Genomic DNA, 15,339 nt, shown 5'->3' on the forward strand with positions numbered 1-15,339 from the left:
TCAGGGTATAGATAGGCGGCGAATTATACAGGTTTATCACACAAATGATAGATATGAGAGATTAATCACAGAAGTCTTCCCATGGTGTAGCGTTAGATTCGCCAGTCCTCATCGGGATGCTCGGCTTGAGTTAAGTAGCTAAAAGCTTGAAATTGGCTGATAAAAATTTGCCCTGTGAAATGCTCTAAAAACGTTGAGCGTTGTATTTCATCCATCACGGGGCCTTTGACCTCAGACAAATGCATAGTAATACCCGATTGAGCAACACGCTCTGCGATTAAATGTAAGCTCTCCAAGGCACTACTATCGATACGATTGACCCCAGAAAGCATCAACACTAAATGCTGGGTTTCAGGGTAGCTAGCTAAATACTCTGGAATTTTATCTTCTAAATAACGGGCATTGGCAAAATATAAGCTTTCATCGATGCGTAAAGTTAATACCGTTTTACTTTGCTTAACTTGAAAACGCTGCACATTACGAAAATGTTCACTGCCTTCGATTAATCCCACCACCGCGATGTGCGGCTGACTGGTTCGCCATAAAAAAATCACTAATGAGAGCAGCACGCCAATGATGATCCCCCACTCAATATTGATAAAGAGCACTCCAACAATAGTACTTAACATCACCACGCCATCGCTTTTTGCGGCGCGCCAGGTGGTAAAAATGGCTTTGATATCAATCAAAGCCGATACTGCAACAATAATAATCGCCGCCAAAACCGCGTGAGGAAGATAGCTAAACAATGGGGTAAAATACAGTACCGTGATGCCGATCCCTATCGCGGTCAACATGCCCGCCAATGGTGTTTCCGCTCCCGCGTCATAGTTAACCACTGAACGAGAAAGTCCCCCCGTAACCGGAAACCCGCCCTGTATCGCAGAGGCAATATTCGCCCCACCTAAAGCAATCAACTCTTGATTTGGTTCAATCCGTTGACGTCTTTTCGCCGCTAACGTTTGCCCAACCGACGCTGACTCAACAAACCCGACCACGCTGATCAGCAGCGCTGCAGGCAACAGTTGAACCATTAAGTTGGTTTCAAACACGGGCATAACGAAGCTTGGTAAACCCGTCGGGATCGCGCCAACTACACTCACCCCTTGAGTGTGCTGTGGAAAATAATGAATGATCAAGATACTCGCGACCATGACCATCACCGGCAGTAATTTGGTGATATGGCCCGCCCACGATGCAGAGCAGCCAAGGTTTTGTAATAAAGAGGAGAAATAACGTCGGCCAAGCAATAGTACTAAACTCCCCAACCCCAGCCATAAGGTCGGATAGTGCACAGCAGCCAACACTTCATTGAGCGAGCCATCGGCTACTGATAAGCCCAGTAACTTAGGTAATTGCCCCCAAATAATCAAAACGCCAGAGGCAGTCATAAAACCGGATAGTACCGAATGACTTAAAAACGTCGTTAAAAACCCTAAGCGAAACACCGCCATGATTAAGAGCATCAGCCCAGATAAAAACGCCAGCGTCGCCGCAGCAGTTACATAAGCGTGTGTCCCAACATCATGTAAAGGCGCAATCGCTTCTGCGGTCATTAACGAAATCACCGCAACGGGGCCAACAGCCAACGTTTTGCTGGTCCCCAACAGGGTGTAAGCCACCAGCGGTAAAATACTGGCATATAGGCCATAAACTGGAGGTAAACCAGCCACAATCGCATAAGCTAAACTTTGTGGCACCAGCATCAAGGTGACAATGATCGCCGCTACTCCGTCTTTGCTGGCAGCCTGACGAGTGTATTCCGGCAACCAAGTCACGATGGGCAGATATTGACGCCAAGCTAGCTTCATTGGCTGATTCCTATTTACTTTAATTTCAACTCACCGCGCTTGTGCTTAACGCTGAGCAAATCGCTCGCCGAGACCATCAAGCTTAAAGCCTTGCTTGGTAGCAACCTGCAAACGCTCACTGAACATCGCGCTATCTTGACTTGCCAATGACCACAACATACTAGAACGGGTTCCCGTGCGACAAAAAGCTAAGATAGGTTGAGGGAGCGTCTGTAACAATTCACCAAATTGATGGATCTGAGCTTCGCTAATTTGGCCACCCACCACGGGTAAATGAACATAAACTAAACCAAGCTGATCGGCATGTTGTTCAATCACTTGATTCAATGGCTGGCCACTTTCCTCGCCATCGGGCCGATTATTGATCACCGATTTAAAACCTAAACCAGCGATCTGTTCGATATCACTTGGCTCAATTTGCGGTGCAACGGTCAGTTGTGGGGTTAATGTAATCAATGTCAACATCAGACTATCCTGGTTAGTTAAACTTTATTAAGCGGAATTTTTAGATACTGAACACCATTGTCTTCAGCCGGAGGTAATACGCCAGCACGCATATTGACCTGAACCGAGGGCAAGATCAAAGTCGGCATCGATAAAGTCGCATCCCGAGCTTGACGCATGGCGACAAACGCAGATTCTTCCACGCCATGACCAACATGAATATTATGCACACGCTCTTCACCAATCGTGGTTTGGAAAAGAAATTCTTCTCGCCCCGGCGCTTTGTAGTCATGGCACATAAATACGCGCGTTTCATCGGGTAAGGTGAACAGTTTTTGAATGGAGTGATAGAGCGTTTTAGCATCCCCGCCCGGAAAATCACAACGCGCGGTACCGTAATCAGGCATAAACAGCGTATCACCAACAAAAGCACTATCACCAATTAGGTAAGTCATACACGCTGGTGTGTGTCCCGGAGTATGAATCGCTTTAGCCTGAAGCTTGCCAACCGTAAATGACTCCTGATCGGTAAATAAATGATCAAACTGGCTGCCATCTGCGGCGAAATCCTGTTCTGCGTTAAACAACTTTCCAAAGGTATCTTGAACCACGGTAATCTGTTGACCTATCGCCAGTTTACCGCCCAGTCGTTGCTTGAGGTAAGGCGCGGCACTTAAGTGATCGGCATGGACATGGGTTTCTAAAATCCACTCCACTGATAAGCCTTGTTGTTCAACAAAGGCGACCACTTTATCGGCGGACTCATAAGATGTTCTGCCTGATGCTGGTTGGTAATCCAGCACAGAGTCGATGATTGCACATTTCGATGAACTCGGGTCGACCACCACGTAACTGTAAGTAAACGTGTTAGCATCAAAAAATTCATGAACATTAGGTTTCATTACAATCCCCCCACCACAATGATTAGCAAATGCTTATTTAGGTTATACTAATTCATCATCGCGCGTTTTGCCAGTGATACGAGTAAAATTTGTCCATTTACTGTTACTTCATCGATTTCCACGCCCAAATCGCCGCAGCAATCACCATACTCATCCCTGCGCCTAAATACAGCGTTTCAATACTGGCACCCACTTCCACCAAATGCTCAAGGAAAAGAATGATCATGATCACCACCGCCACTTGCAATAAAGTGATTTTTAAATCATGAAAATTTCTAATCGCGAGAGCAGAAAGAAAGGGACTCGCCTCCAAAGCTGATGGGCGAATAAAAAGACGATATAAACTGGCGGCAATGATTTGAAAGGTAATCGCAATCAGTGAGATATCTAAGACTTTTAGCAACCTCACCGCCAACATTTTGCCTTGAGTAACGCCAGATGGAATTCCGCCCCACAAATTACTGACAATACCGAACATAATCGACAGCACAACGAGATATAAGATCACCGCAGCAACAAAACTGGTCACGATAACCGCTAACACTAAAAATCGACTACTACCAAATAAACGATCCATCATAATGATTACTCTTTTTAACCCAGAGATAAGCAGCTCAGGTACATAAAACCGCTGTTTTTAAACTTACTTTGATAAGCAACTTATAATCTATCATAGCTGATCACTCGATGGGGAAAGCCAATGACGACCTTTGTGAGCATCGCAGCATCCCCCATCAAAAGTAAGTACAACGCCAGTCTTTTACCCATTACGCATCACTAAAAATAATCATTGTCATCAAGCCTTAACGGTTTATTCACATAAAAGTCACCTTTCCCTTCTACCGTGTACCAACTTGTTTAAGGACGACAACCTGAGGTTTTATCATGAAATTGTTAGCTCAATGCGTCGCACTGGCGTTAATCGCAACGCCACTTGCTCACGCACAATTCTCTCTCGATTCACGCTATAAAGATAACGATGGCGATCTGGTCGCCGATATCCCCAGTAATGCGTCAGCTTGGGTGAACCCATCAACATTGATTTTTGCTTATACGCCCGTCGAAGATCCCGCGGTTTACGCGGATGTCTGGAAACCATTTTTAGACCATATGGCTAAAGTGACTGGCAAACGAGTTCAATTTTTTCCGGTCAATTCTAACGCCGCACAAATTGAAGCCATGCGTTCAGGACGTTTGCACATCGCTGGATTTAACACAGGTTCAAACCCATTAGCCGTCGCGTGCGCGGGTTTTCGTCCTTTTGCGATGATGGCCAGAGAAGACGGCAGCTACGGTTATGAAATGGAAATCATTACCTACCCAACGTCTGGAATTGAAAAGATTGAAGATCTGCGTGGTCGCACCTTGGCATTTACTGCAGAAACCTCTAACTCGGGATTTAAAGCGCCACAAGCGTTACTTGAAGCGAGTTATCAATTAACCGCAGGCAAAGATTATACCCCCGCCTTCTCGGGTGCTCACGATAACTCCATTTTAGGCGTGGTTAACCGCGACTATGATGCTGCTGCCATTGCCAATTCTGTTGCCAAGCGCATGGTCGCAAGAAACGTGATTAACCCAGACAGCTATAACACGATCTTTAAATCGGAAAGTTTCCCAACCACAGGTTATGGCGTGGTTTACAACCTACACCCAGATTTACAACAAAAAATCCGCCAAGCCTTTTTCAGTTTTGATTGGAAAGGTACAGCGATGGAAAAAGAATTCTCTCAGTCGGGTGAAGCACAGTTTATTCCTATTACCTTCAAAGAACACTGGTCTGTGGTGCGTGAAATCGATCAAGCCATGGGGGTTCAATACACCTGTCGTTAAGCCTTAAACGCCAGATGATACTGATCATCTGGCGCTTTTTATCATCAAGGAGTGGATTCATGCTGACCATCAATGGATTAACCAAAACTTACCCAACGGGCGATAAGGCCCTCAATAACGTTTCATTCAGTGTGCCTAAAGGGCAAGTTGTTGGCTTAATTGGCCCTTCAGGAGCTGGGAAATCAACCTTAATTCGCTGTATTAATCGCTTAGTCGAGCCCAGTGACGGGCAAATTATTTTAAATGACTTAACGGTCAATCAACTGTCTCAAACTCAGTTACGACAAGCAAGACGAAAAATTGGCATGATCTTTCAAGAATATGCCCTCGTTGATCGCTTAACGGTGATGGAGAACGTCCTCTCGGGACGATTAGGTTATGTCTCGTTTTGGCGCAGTTTTTGGCGACAATACCCCGAACAAGACATCAGCAACGCTTATCGTTTACTGGATCGTGTGGGCTTACTTCAACATGCTGACAAAAGAGCCGATGCATTATCTGGCGGACAACGCCAACGGGTAGGTATTGCTCGTGCTCTAGCTCAAGATCCAGAACTGCTGTTGATTGACGAGCCAACCGCGAGCTTAGATCCTAAAACCAGTCGCCAAGTGATGCGTTTATTGGTTGAAATGTGCAACGAACGTGGCTTACCAGCGATCATTAATATTCATGATGTGGTCCTCGCTCAGCAGTTTACCGACCGAATTATTGGCTTAAAAGCCGGTGAGGTGGTGTTCGATGGATCTCCACAGCAGCTAACAGAAAGTGTATTGACTCGAATTTACGGTGAAGAGGATTGGACCAGCATGCGCCAGCCAGAATCATCCCTTGACACAGAACTGGCCTCTCAAGCTCATCGTTCATTGGTGAATGCATGAACCCAGTACCTTATTCAACTCAATGGCGCAAACCGCCACAGATCATTAAAAGTCGCGTTTGGCGATGGGTGATTACTCTTTTGTGCCTAATCTATTTATGGTTCGCGATTGGCAGTATAGATATTAACTGGCTAAGGATTTACGAAGGATTAGAACGGGCACAGCGCTTTATTGGTGGATTCTTACAGCCTGATTTTTCCACTCGCTGGCGAGATATTTCCGCTGGAATGATCGAAAGTTTAACCATGACTTTAACTTCCACTGTGGTGGGTATTGCTTTAGCGATTCCGGTTGGACTTGGCGCAGCTCGCAACTTAAGTCCAACTTGGGTTTATATGATTTGTCGTGCTTTTATTGCTCTTAGTCGCTCTTTACAAGAAATTATCGTCGCAATCTTTTTCGTCGCTTTATTTGGCTTTGGTGCTTTTGCTGGCTTTTTGACCTTAACTTTCGCCACGATTGGTTTTATCGGTAAATTACTGGCAGAAGAAATTGAGGGCATCGACCCCGCCCCTATTGAGGCGATTAAAGCCACTGGCGCATCATGGTTACAGTGGATTAATTATGCTATTCAGCCACAGGTGTTACCGCGTCTACTTGGGTTGTGCTTATACCGACTCGATATTAACTTTCGTGAGAGTGCCGTAATCGGCATTGTTGGAGCCGGTGGCATTGGCGCAACACTCAATACCTCTCTCTCGCGCTACGAATATGACAGTGCTGGCGCCATTCTCTTACTGATTATTGCGATAGTGATGCTCAGTGAATATGCTTCTGGCTATCTACGGAAATACGTGAAATGAATTCTCTCAACTCAAGCCTAACTTGGCAATATCGTACGCCAAAGACTCAATTGTTACTTTGGGTTGGTTGGATGTTACTACTGGCTTTGTTTATTTATTGCTGGAATGTCATGACAGAACATACCATGTGGGTGTTCGTCTACGATGCTCCTCAAGCCGCTGCTGATTTAATAGACAGAGCCTTTCCTCCCCGTTGGTCTTATATGGAGCGCTTATGGTCGCCATTATGGGACACGCTCAATATGGCAACCTTAGGTACGTTACTGGGCGTCATTCTGGCTACGCCACTGGCTTTTTTAGCCGCCAGTAATACCACGCCCTCTAGAGTATTGGTGAGACCAATTGCCTTGTTTGTCATTGTCGCCTCTCGCTCAATTAACTCTTTGATCTGGGCACTGCTGCTGGTTTCGATTCTTGGCCCTGGTATACTGGCTGGCATTTTAGCCATTGCACTGCGATCCATCGGTTTTGTCGGCAAATTATTGTATGAAGCGATTGAAGAGACCGAACTGACTCAAATTGAAGCAATAACGGCCACGGGGGCAAGTCAAGCGCAGGTTTTAAATTATGCGATTGTGCCGCAAGTATTACCTACGTTTTTTGGGATCAGTGTTTTTCGTTGGGATATTAATATTCGCGAAAGTGCGATCTTAGGTTTAGTTGGAGCGGGTGGCATCGGCATGCAATTGCAATCTAGTTTAAATGTCCTCGCTTGGCCTCAAGTCACCTTGATTATTTTAGTCATCTTGGCAACGGTCGTAGTAAGTGAATGGATCTCTGCCAAGGTCCGTCAAGCAGTGATTTAATGGGGTTAGCTCTTAATATTCAACGTTAGGGCAATAACAAAGTGGAGAGCTCTTCTCCACTTTTATCTTTATCCGACTCAATAACAACCGATATAAACTCGGTTGTTATACTTTAAAACGCTGTAACTGCTCATCCAATTGGTTAGCACTATCAGCCAGATGCTGGCTTTGTTCAGCCAAATCTTGCGCCGATTGGCTAATATGATCAGCCGACAGATTAATATGACTGACATTGCTGTTCATCTCTTCAGCTACGGTATCTTGCTGCTCTGCCGCGGTGGCAATTTGGGTCACCATGTCATTCGCTCGAGTCAGCTCTGTCACCATCTGTTTTAACATTTGCTTAGTTTCGGTTGCGGTTTGAACATTTTCTGTCACACGACTATGACACTGCTTCATCGCTTGTGACGCACTGCCCGCTCTGGCAATTAAGGACTCGATGGTTTGCTGAATTTGATGCGTCGATTGCTGAGTACGGCCAGCCAAATGACGCACTTCATCAGCAACCACCGCAAAGCCGCGACCTTGCTCTCCTGCCCGAGCGGCTTCAATCGCCGCATTTAAGGCCAATAAGTTAGTTTGTTCAGAGATGGCTTGAATCACATCAACAATTTCATTGATCCCCGCGACATCATTCCGCAGCGCTTCAACCAATTGATCGGTTTGCGAGACCTCTTGAGATAGCTGTTCGATGTTTTGCTCCGTTCTCTCCATCATGCTATTACAACTTAACGCTTGATTGGCGACATCGTCGGTCGAAGCGGCGGTTTGCTCGGCATTTTGCGCCACATCGCGAATGGTCGCATTCATTTCATTCATGGCGGTCGCTAACTGCTCCAATTGCATGCGCTGCGATTGGGTACTGGTTGCGGTCTCCTCACTGGCCGAAGCGATTGACGACGCCATCTCAGCGGCATTCATCGCTGACTGCTTGGCGGTAATTAAAGCTTGATGGGTACTTTCGATCATTGAATTTATCGAACGCCCTAAACTAGCAATCTCATCCCGTCCTTTAGGATTAAAACGCACCGTCATATCCCCTTGCGCAGCCCGCTGTACTTTGGTGACAAACAGAGCCAGAGGGTCGGTAATGTTTTTACCGATAATGCTCGAAAACAGTAAAGTAATCACCACGCCCGCCAAAGCAAAGCCAACATAAAATAAGGCATTGTGATACACCGTTTGATTGATATCGTTAACGATAACGCCTGTACCAATGACCCAATTCCAACCATTGGCTTGTGCAACATAGGAAATTTTGTCCTCAATCGGACCATTCGGTGGCACAAAAGTGTATTCGACAAACCCAGCGCCTTGACGTTGAACAACCTGTGCCATTTGTTGCCAATGAAAACGACCAGAACCATCACGTACCTGACTCATATCTTGATTGGTCATTTCTGGGCGCAGAGGATGCAGTACTAGACGAGCATTAGCCGTCATCACCCAAAAATAGTTACCATTGTCATATCGGAGTGCCTTGATCGCTTCGATCGCTCGTTGCTTAGCTTCTTCTTCACCAATTCTTGATGCTAAACGAGCATAATAATCAACTAAACTGACCACTGATTGGACTTGATTTTCAACACTTTGTTGGCGTTCTTGAAAGGCCATTTCTCGTAACTTACTTACCCCGTAGAGGCTGATAAGCACAATCATGGCCAGAGAAATGAGTTCGATCACCAAGATTTTCTGACGAACGTTGAGGGCTCTAAGTATCTTTAACATAGTGTATTCCTAGCGCAAGCGTAATGACGGGCATTTTTGCCTCTGTATGATGATTCCATCCTGATTCTTTGTGATATTCATCCAAGAACCGGAGCTTACTATGGAAAACATTTACCGCTTATGCAACAGGACCATTATTTTTATGTGGATTTATTCTAACTTTCACGCAACAAACCTTAAACGTCCTCATCAATCAATGGTGAATCACCGCGCGATAACGCCTTTATGGGGTTGAACAACGTGCTGGCGGGCTTTTTCTTTTACTGCTCGTCGACCTTTTCTTGGTTTTAAATGCAGGTCGCTTAACCGGCGGTAAAGCTCGCAACGAGGCGGGGACAGGTTGTTGTTTCACTTGCTCTATCCATTGGCTAATTTGTCGCTCAAGATCTTCAATAAAGGGTTGATAAGCTTGACCTCTTTCTGCCATCGCTTGCAGTTGATGCTCCCAATGAGCGGTCATATCAGGATAAGTGGCTTGCAGCGGTAGCGCCTCCACCAGTCCTTTGCCAGCCGGAGTACTTTTTATCTGTTTTCCTTCTCGTGTCAGTAATTGACGCTTGAATAACGTATCTAAGATGCCAGCTCGAGTGGCTTCTGTGCCTAACCCATCGGTCTCACGAAGAATTTTCTTAAGCTCTTTATCTTCAACAAAGCGGGCGATCCCCGTCATCGCTTGCAATAACGTTGCCTCAGTAAAATAACGCGGCGGTTCGGTCTGGCAAGTTTTCATCTCTCCTTCGCGACAGATCAACGATGTCCCCTTTGGTAGCGGCGGCACAGTATCAATTCCATCCTCAGGTTGCTCTTGTTGCCCTATGACACTTTTCCAGCCTGCGAACACCAATTGTCTGCCTTTAGCAATAAAGGTTCCTCCTGCAATGGTAAATACGAGTTTAGCTTCAGCGTATACTGCGGGAGGATAAAATTGCAGTACGTACTGGCGAGCAATTAACTGATAAATATTCTGCTCAGCAGCAGAAAGTCCATGTACAGCACTTTGCTTAGGGGTAGGAATAATCGCATGATGCGCATCAACTTTACTGTCGTTCCACGCTTTAGAACGGAATGTACGGTCTGCACCGGCGACCGCAGTTTGTAATGGCTGAAGATTATGAGCAATCGCCGTCAGTATCGTATCCGCCTGAGTTAAATGTTCTTTAGGTAAATAACGACTGTCGGAACGTGGATAAGTGATTAACTTGTATTTTTCATACAGTGACTGACAAATATCCAATACTTGTTGAGCACTCAAACCATAGCGCTTGGCAGCATCAATTTGTAAGGCCGATAATGAATAAGGCAGTGGTGCTGCTTGCTTAGTTTGCGTTTGTTCTGACGCCACAACAATCGCTGGCTGATGTTGAATACGACGGGCAACATTTTCAACCAAAGCGCGGTTTAACACTCGTCCCTCTTCATCTTGCCAAGGCTGGCAGGCGTCACTAGGCTGCCAGCGAGCTCGAATATCAAACTCATGCCCTTCGACTTGATAAGGGATCAATGCGTGTAAGGTAAAATAATCATGGGCGACAAAATGGGCTATCTCGGCATCACGACGGACCACCAAACCCAGTATAGGTGTTTGCACTCGACCAACGGATAATACCCCTTGATAACCCGCTTTTTGTCCAAGCAAGGTATAAGCACGAGACATATTCATACCGTATAACCAGTCAGCCCGAGAGCGTGCTAAGGCTGAAATCGACAATGGAATAAATTCACGATTACTGCGCATTGTTGAAAGTGCGCGTTTCACCGCAGGCAAATTGAGATCGCTGATCAGTAAACGTTGAATGGTTTGCTGCTTTTGTTTAGAGACCTGACAATAATCGATAACCTCATCAACCAACAGTTGACCTTCGCGATCTGGATCGCCAGCATGGACAATTTCTTGGCTACTTTTTAGTAACTTACGCACTACGGCCAATTGTTGACTCGCCGTTTTCCGCGGCTTCAATTGCCACTTTTCGGGTAGGATGGGTAAATCAGCCAAATTCCACTTTTTGTATCGCGGATCATAGCTGTCCGGTTCCACTTGCTCCAGTAAATGACCAATACACCAAGTCACCTTATCGCCATTGGCACATTCAATAAAACCTTGCTGCTTTTTATGGGGCTTGGGCAACGCATCAGCAATGGCTCGGGCTAAACTGGGTTTTTCAGCAATGAATAAGCGGCTCATAACAGTCTAAAATCAGAAAAAATTAGGGCCACATTAACCAATGTGACCCTAAAAAATCAAGCTAAACTGTTTTTTTATACAGTATTACGCTTCATCTGTCGCGTTACGTGCGGCCGCTTCTTTAATTAATGGCTGTAGTTCACCTTTTTGGAACATTTCCAAAATAATGTCACAACCACCAATCAATTCACCTTCAACCCATAACTGGGGAAAAGTAGGCCACTGAGCATAAACCGGTAGCTCTGCGCGAATATCTGGATTTTGTAAGATATCGACGTAGGCAAATTTTTCACCGCACGCCATTAACGCTTGAGCGGCTTGCGAAGAGAAACCACAGCTTGGCAGTTTAGGTGACCCTTTCATATAAAGAAGAATTGGGTTTTCGGCAAGTTGCTGTTTAATTTTATCGATGGTTTCCATTGCTTCCTCTTAATGGATGGCTAAGTTAATCCCTTCCATTCTAAATCATTAAGAGAGAATAAAAAGCACATTCTGTTTATGGATTTAGCAGAGTAAGTATCAAGTGATCGCGGTATATTGACTTAACTGAACTTTTTCTTTCACTTGGGGTGTTAATAAAGTAAAAACTTGCTAAAATGCATAGCAAGTCAGTTTTATCGACTCCATTACAATAACACTGGAAGCAATCAAAGAAGTGTCTACATCAGTCGTGGGCCGTAACCTGTATTTGACCTCGTCTGCTTAGTCGTTTCTTTCCTCTCAACAACGGAGAATTGAACAATGGCATTTGAACTACCAGCACTACCTTACGCAAAAGATGCGCTACAACCGCACATTTCAGCAGAGACTTTGGATTACCACCACGGTAAACACCATAATACTTATGTCGTAAAATTGAATGGTCTGATCCCGGGTACAGAGTTTGAAGGCAAATCTCTCGAAGAGATCATCAAAACGTCAACGGGCGGTATTTTTAATAATGCGGCACAGGTATGGAACCACACGTTCTACTGGCACTGCCTATCTCCAAACGGCGGTGGTGAGCCAACAGGCGCAGTGGCAGAAGCCATCAATGCAGCCTTCGGTTCATTTGCTGAGTTTAAAGCAAAATTCACTGATTCTGCGATCAATAACTTCGGTTCGTCGTGGACTTGGCTAGTGAAAAAAGCAGACGGTTCATTGGCGATTATCAATACTTCTAACGCAGCAACCCCAATCACTGAAGAGGGCGTAACGCCTTTATTGACCGTTGATCTGTGGGAACATGCTTACTACATTGACTACCGTAACCTCCGTCCAGACTACATGAACGGCTTCTGGGCTCTAGTCAACTGGGAATTTGTTGCACAAAACCTAGCGAAGTAATCTTGGTTGATTAAGAGGTGAGAGCCGAATAACGCTCCAACCGATAAGCCTACCTCAAATAAGGTAGGCTTTTTTTATTAAAGTTTTTCCTTCATGTGCCGTTATTAGTGGTGCATTGAGGAGAAACCATGCAAGTACATACATTAGACAAAGCCGGAATAATTAATGAGTTGCAGCTCGGAACTGGGGTCAACCAAGCGGTACAGCAAGGTCGTCATGCCGATTTCGCTCTATTCATGGCACTCTTCTCTAATGATGTTCGCGATACCACGCCTATCGAGCCGATCACCACTCACCGTACGACTGAAGATCAGCTACGTCAACGCTTTGAACTGCCAGCATGTCAAGCACTACGCAATGATCAAAGCTCTTACGCTATTTCGGCTCAGCAAGCAAAACTGTTTCACTCTGGCGGCATGGCGAGCGCCAAACTGTCGCACTATTTGCAACCAGAAGTGCTCACTTACCTCCCTGAAGACACTGAAAACTTCCCAGAAGACGTGTATTTAAATCTCTCTGGGCATGACCGCCGTCATCTCGCACAGCAAGAGAATAAGACGTTGATGATAATGGATTTATATCCTCAGCTTAATCACGCCCTTAGGCAAGATCAACTACGAGCTCAGGTATAGGATATATCTCGACGACTCTGAAAATAGCGAATCATCGATCAAAAAGGTTCTCTTTTTATCCGCCCAAAAGCTAACCGCCCCTAGAGCAGCTGTGTATATTTTTGCTTAAGCCTTGTCGCCGAATGTGAATAAGCGCAAAGAAAAAACGATTGCTTTTCGAACAACTGGGTTTATTTGAAGCAATTCACACCATCATATCAAACCGTCAACCATGCTTAACGTACTCGATGGTCACGGCACCTCCAAGGAAGGCACACAATGAAAATTAAAAGTGCATTAATTTTAATTACTTCAGCTAATTCGCTACTGGGCAGCACGCTGGCGATGCATTTTGCTCGTTTGGGGGCTAACGTTATATTATGTGATACCAATCATAGTGCTTTAGTCACCACCTGGCAGCATTGCTACGCGATCAGTCATCGTGTTCATTACTACACGTTACCCGACCGCTCTCCAACGAGTATTCATCAGTTATTTGATTATATTGAAACCACCTACCACTCAGCCCCGGACGTGTTAATCAATCACTGGCCAAGCGTCAGTTTTCCTTCTTTGGTGGATGAACAGCCTACAGAGCGTTTTATTCAACAATTGGCCAATATGGCTTCATCCCTCTTTACCTTTGGGCAAACTTGCTCAGAAAGGATGCGTCAGCATCAAGCAAAAGGAGTGATTGTTAATCTCGTCTGGCACAATACCGCACAACAACAAGCTGGAATGGAAAATACCAATTCTATGGTTGCCGGCTTTACCCAAAGTTGGGCCAGAGAGTTAACGCCCTATAATATTCGTGTCGGTGGCGTGATCCCGATGGCGGGAGGCAATCATCACAATCTGCATTGGGCTGAAATTCAAGATGAGCTTATACGTAATACCGAATACATTGTGACTAATGACTATTTCAGTGGACGAGTCATGTCAGCATGATGGCAAAGAGAATACAGAAATAGAAAGTGCAGATCACTTTAGGGTCAAGTGACCTGCACTCATTGGATCTCAATAACAGATGGTATCAAGAAAAACTAGAATCCGCCGTCGAGGTAATCATCAAGGAAATCTTCTTGATCAGTGTCGTAATGTTCTGTGTCTCGTTCAGCTTTAAAGTCACGACGTTGTAAATAGACTTCTCGCGTTAATGCGTAAGGATCAGGAGAACGCTGTAGCATGGCTTCTTGAGGCACTAAAGCGGCTCGAGTTTCCATTCCTTGAACCGCCCATTTACCAATACTTCCCCAAATATTCAAATACGCAAGAGGAACATACCAACCATCAACCGTATCCGCCACTTCCCGCACAGTATAAGGTCCATAACCCGGTACCATTAAGTATGGTCCGTTACCGACACCGTAATAACCTATCGCATCTCCAAATTGTTTGTCATCATGCTTACGAATTCCGGCTTCTGAGGCGATATCAATCAAACCTAAAAGCCCAAAAGTACTGTTTAACCAAAAACGGTTAAAATGATCGAGCGCTTTTTCGCCATTCCCCATGATCAGGTTATTAACCATACTGGCTGGCTCATCTAAATTGGATAAGAAATTCGCTAAACCGCGTCTTAATGGTGACGGGACATAATCGACATAAGCCAGTGAAACAGGACGAGCTAGGTAGGGATCTAGGTAGTCATAGTTAATTTTCCACATCGCGCGATTAAACCCCTCTAAAGGGTCATTAGGATGTGATTCATTATGTGGATTTTCAGGTACCGAGCTACATCCGGCCAGTACCAGCATCAATAAAAGCATTGCTATCCGTAACAAACGGCTGGGCATGGTCATAATCCAATTGGTGAAAAGTCATTGCGACATTGCTCGACTTTTACAATATAAAAATAGGGTGAATATAACAATATGAGCCTTAAAATATCATATTATCGTCGAATTTGTCTTATTGATGTAACCAGAATATTAGGTCATCAGTAAACAAAAAGCGTCGATTGCTATTAATCATTTTCAGTAACCAATAAAAATGATTAATGAGTTATTCAAAAC

At 45.0% G+C, this 15,339-nt stretch carries 15 protein-coding genes; 7 read left to right on the forward strand and 8 right to left on the reverse strand.

The genetic code is table 11. The features are described 5' to 3' along the window. Positions 1-92: 92 nt before the first annotated feature. From CAG60_RS15490 to CAG60_RS15505, 4 genes are all read right to left on the reverse strand, one after another. A complete protein-coding gene (locus CAG60_RS15490) occupies positions 93-1,811 on the reverse strand; it encodes a SulP family inorganic anion transporter (protein ID WP_161439364.1) in 1,719 nt (572 codons plus the stop codon). A gap of 45 nt (positions 1,812-1,856) precedes the next feature. Continuing rightward, complete coding sequence (locus tag CAG60_RS15495; protein WP_154170527.1) at positions 1,857-2,276, reverse strand: TIGR01244 family sulfur transferase; 420 nt, start codon at positions 2,274-2,276, stop codon at positions 1,857-1,859. Positions 2,277-2,293: 17 nt separating this feature from the next. Beyond that, positions 2,294-3,157: an MBL fold metallo-hydrolase gene (locus CAG60_RS15500; protein ID WP_161439365.1), complete on the reverse strand. Its 864-nt coding sequence runs from the start codon at positions 3,155-3,157 to the stop codon at positions 2,294-2,296. A gap of 103 nt (positions 3,158-3,260) precedes the next feature. Continuing rightward, the gene (locus CAG60_RS15505; protein ID WP_040904169.1) at positions 3,261-3,737 is read right to left on the reverse strand and encodes a YqhA family protein; all 477 of its coding nucleotides are present in this window, start codon (positions 3,735-3,737) and stop codon (positions 3,261-3,263) included. 305 nt (positions 3,738-4,042) lie between these two features. Here CAG60_RS15505 and phnD point away from each other — a divergent pair, with 305 nt between their 5' ends. From phnD to phnE (CAG60_RS15525), 4 genes are read left to right on the forward strand one after another with little or no spacing between them, the layout of a single operon-like run. Then, positions 4,043-4,990, forward strand: coding sequence for a phosphate/phosphite/phosphonate ABC transporter substrate-binding protein (phnD, locus tag CAG60_RS15510; protein WP_161426435.1), 948 nt, complete (start codon positions 4,043-4,045; stop codon positions 4,988-4,990). 59 nt (positions 4,991-5,049) lie between these two features. Continuing rightward, positions 5,050-5,868, forward strand: a complete 819-nt coding sequence (phnC, locus tag CAG60_RS15515; protein WP_004394834.1) for a phosphonate ABC transporter ATP-binding protein — start codon at positions 5,050-5,052, stop codon at positions 5,866-5,868. Next, the gene (gene phnE / locus CAG60_RS15520; protein WP_004394833.1) at positions 5,865-6,671 is read left to right on the forward strand and encodes a phosphonate ABC transporter, permease protein PhnE; all 807 of its coding nucleotides are present in this window, start codon (positions 5,865-5,867) and stop codon (positions 6,669-6,671) included. Before phnC ends, phnE (CAG60_RS15520) begins: the two co-directional genes overlap by 4 nt. Continuing rightward, complete coding sequence (phnE, locus tag CAG60_RS15525; protein WP_161439366.1) at positions 6,668-7,477, forward strand: phosphonate ABC transporter, permease protein PhnE; 810 nt, start codon at positions 6,668-6,670, stop codon at positions 7,475-7,477. Before phnE (CAG60_RS15520) ends, phnE (CAG60_RS15525) begins: the two co-directional genes overlap by 4 nt. A 105-nt stretch (positions 7,478-7,582) precedes the next feature. On the opposite strand, the gene CAG60_RS15530 is transcribed toward phnE (CAG60_RS15525), so the two are convergent. The 3 genes from CAG60_RS15530 to CAG60_RS15540 all read right to left on the reverse strand — a co-directional run bounded on the left by CAG60_RS15530 (position 7,583) and on the right by CAG60_RS15540 (position 11,807). Beyond that, complete coding sequence (locus tag CAG60_RS15530) at positions 7,583-9,205, reverse strand: methyl-accepting chemotaxis protein (RefSeq protein ID WP_161439367.1); 1,623 nt, start codon at positions 9,203-9,205, stop codon at positions 7,583-7,585. 223 nt (positions 9,206-9,428) lie between these two features. Next, the gene (locus tag CAG60_RS15535) at positions 9,429-11,387 is read right to left on the reverse strand and encodes a DNA topoisomerase III (protein WP_161439368.1); all 1,959 of its coding nucleotides are present in this window, start codon (positions 11,385-11,387) and stop codon (positions 9,429-9,431) included. Positions 11,388-11,471: 84 nt separating this feature from the next. Continuing rightward, positions 11,472-11,807: a Grx4 family monothiol glutaredoxin gene (locus tag CAG60_RS15540; RefSeq protein WP_072669841.1), complete on the reverse strand. Its 336-nt coding sequence runs from the start codon at positions 11,805-11,807 to the stop codon at positions 11,472-11,474. 321 nt (positions 11,808-12,128) lie between these two features. On the opposite strand from CAG60_RS15540, the gene sodB reads away from it, so the two are divergent. From sodB to CAG60_RS15555, 3 genes are all read left to right on the forward strand, one after another. Next, positions 12,129-12,713, forward strand: coding sequence for a superoxide dismutase [Fe] (gene sodB, locus CAG60_RS15545; RefSeq protein WP_158138747.1), 585 nt, complete (start codon positions 12,129-12,131; stop codon positions 12,711-12,713). Positions 12,714-12,841: 128 nt separating this feature from the next. Beyond that, positions 12,842-13,345, forward strand: coding sequence for a VC2046/SO_2500 family protein (locus tag CAG60_RS15550; RefSeq protein WP_154170514.1), 504 nt, complete (start codon positions 12,842-12,844; stop codon positions 13,343-13,345). 258 nt (positions 13,346-13,603) lie between these two features. After that, positions 13,604-14,272 (forward strand): SDR family oxidoreductase, encoded by a 669-nt coding sequence (locus CAG60_RS15555; protein ID WP_158144826.1) that lies wholly within the window; start codon positions 13,604-13,606, stop codon positions 14,270-14,272. A gap of 95 nt (positions 14,273-14,367) precedes the next feature. Here the strand turns inward: CAG60_RS15555 and CAG60_RS15560 are convergent, their stop codons facing one another. Continuing rightward, positions 14,368-15,120 (reverse strand): MlaA family lipoprotein, encoded by a 753-nt coding sequence (locus CAG60_RS15560; RefSeq protein ID WP_161439369.1) that lies wholly within the window; start codon positions 15,118-15,120, stop codon positions 14,368-14,370. Positions 15,121-15,339: the final 219 nt, after the last annotated feature.

Source organism: Vibrio sp. V33_P6A3T137, assembly GCF_009904835.1.
GTDB lineage: Bacteria > Pseudomonadota > Gammaproteobacteria > Enterobacterales > Vibrionaceae > Vibrio > Vibrio metschnikovii.

Coding starts and splice junctions, on each gene's coding strand:
- CAG60_RS15530 (WP_161439367.1), bottom strand. CDS start 9,205: ATGTTAAAGATACTTAGAGCCCTCAACGTTCGTCAGAAAATCTTGGTG.
- phnC (WP_004394834.1), top strand. CDS start 5,050: ATGCTGACCATCAATGGATTAACCAAAACTTACCCAACGGGCGATAAG.
- sodB (WP_158138747.1), top strand. CDS start 12,129: ATGGCATTTGAACTACCAGCACTACCTTACGCAAAAGATGCGCTACAA.
- phnE (WP_161439366.1), top strand. CDS start 6,668: ATGAATTCTCTCAACTCAAGCCTAACTTGGCAATATCGTACGCCAAAG.
- CAG60_RS15535 (WP_161439368.1), bottom strand. CDS start 11,387: ATGAGCCGCTTATTCATTGCTGAAAAACCCAGTTTAGCCCGAGCCATT.
- phnD (WP_161426435.1), top strand. CDS start 4,043: ATGAAATTGTTAGCTCAATGCGTCGCACTGGCGTTAATCGCAACGCCA.
- CAG60_RS15490 (WP_161439364.1), bottom strand. CDS start 1,811: ATGAAGCTAGCTTGGCGTCAATATCTGCCCATCGTGACTTGGTTGCCG.
- phnE (WP_004394833.1), top strand. CDS start 5,865: ATGAACCCAGTACCTTATTCAACTCAATGGCGCAAACCGCCACAGATC.
- CAG60_RS15540 (WP_072669841.1), bottom strand. CDS start 11,807: ATGGAAACCATCGATAAAATTAAACAGCAACTTGCCGAAAACCCAATT.
- CAG60_RS15550 (WP_154170514.1), top strand. CDS start 12,842: ATGCAAGTACATACATTAGACAAAGCCGGAATAATTAATGAGTTGCAG.
- CAG60_RS15500 (WP_161439365.1), bottom strand. CDS start 3,157: ATGAAACCTAATGTTCATGAATTTTTTGATGCTAACACGTTTACTTAC.
- CAG60_RS15505 (WP_040904169.1), bottom strand. CDS start 3,737: ATGATGGATCGTTTATTTGGTAGTAGTCGATTTTTAGTGTTAGCGGTT.
- CAG60_RS15555 (WP_158144826.1), top strand. CDS start 13,604: ATGAAAATTAAAAGTGCATTAATTTTAATTACTTCAGCTAATTCGCTA.
- CAG60_RS15560 (WP_161439369.1), bottom strand. CDS start 15,120: ATGCCCAGCCGTTTGTTACGGATAGCAATGCTTTTATTGATGCTGGTA.
- CAG60_RS15495 (WP_154170527.1), bottom strand. CDS start 2,276: ATGTTGACATTGATTACATTAACCCCACAACTGACCGTTGCACCGCAA.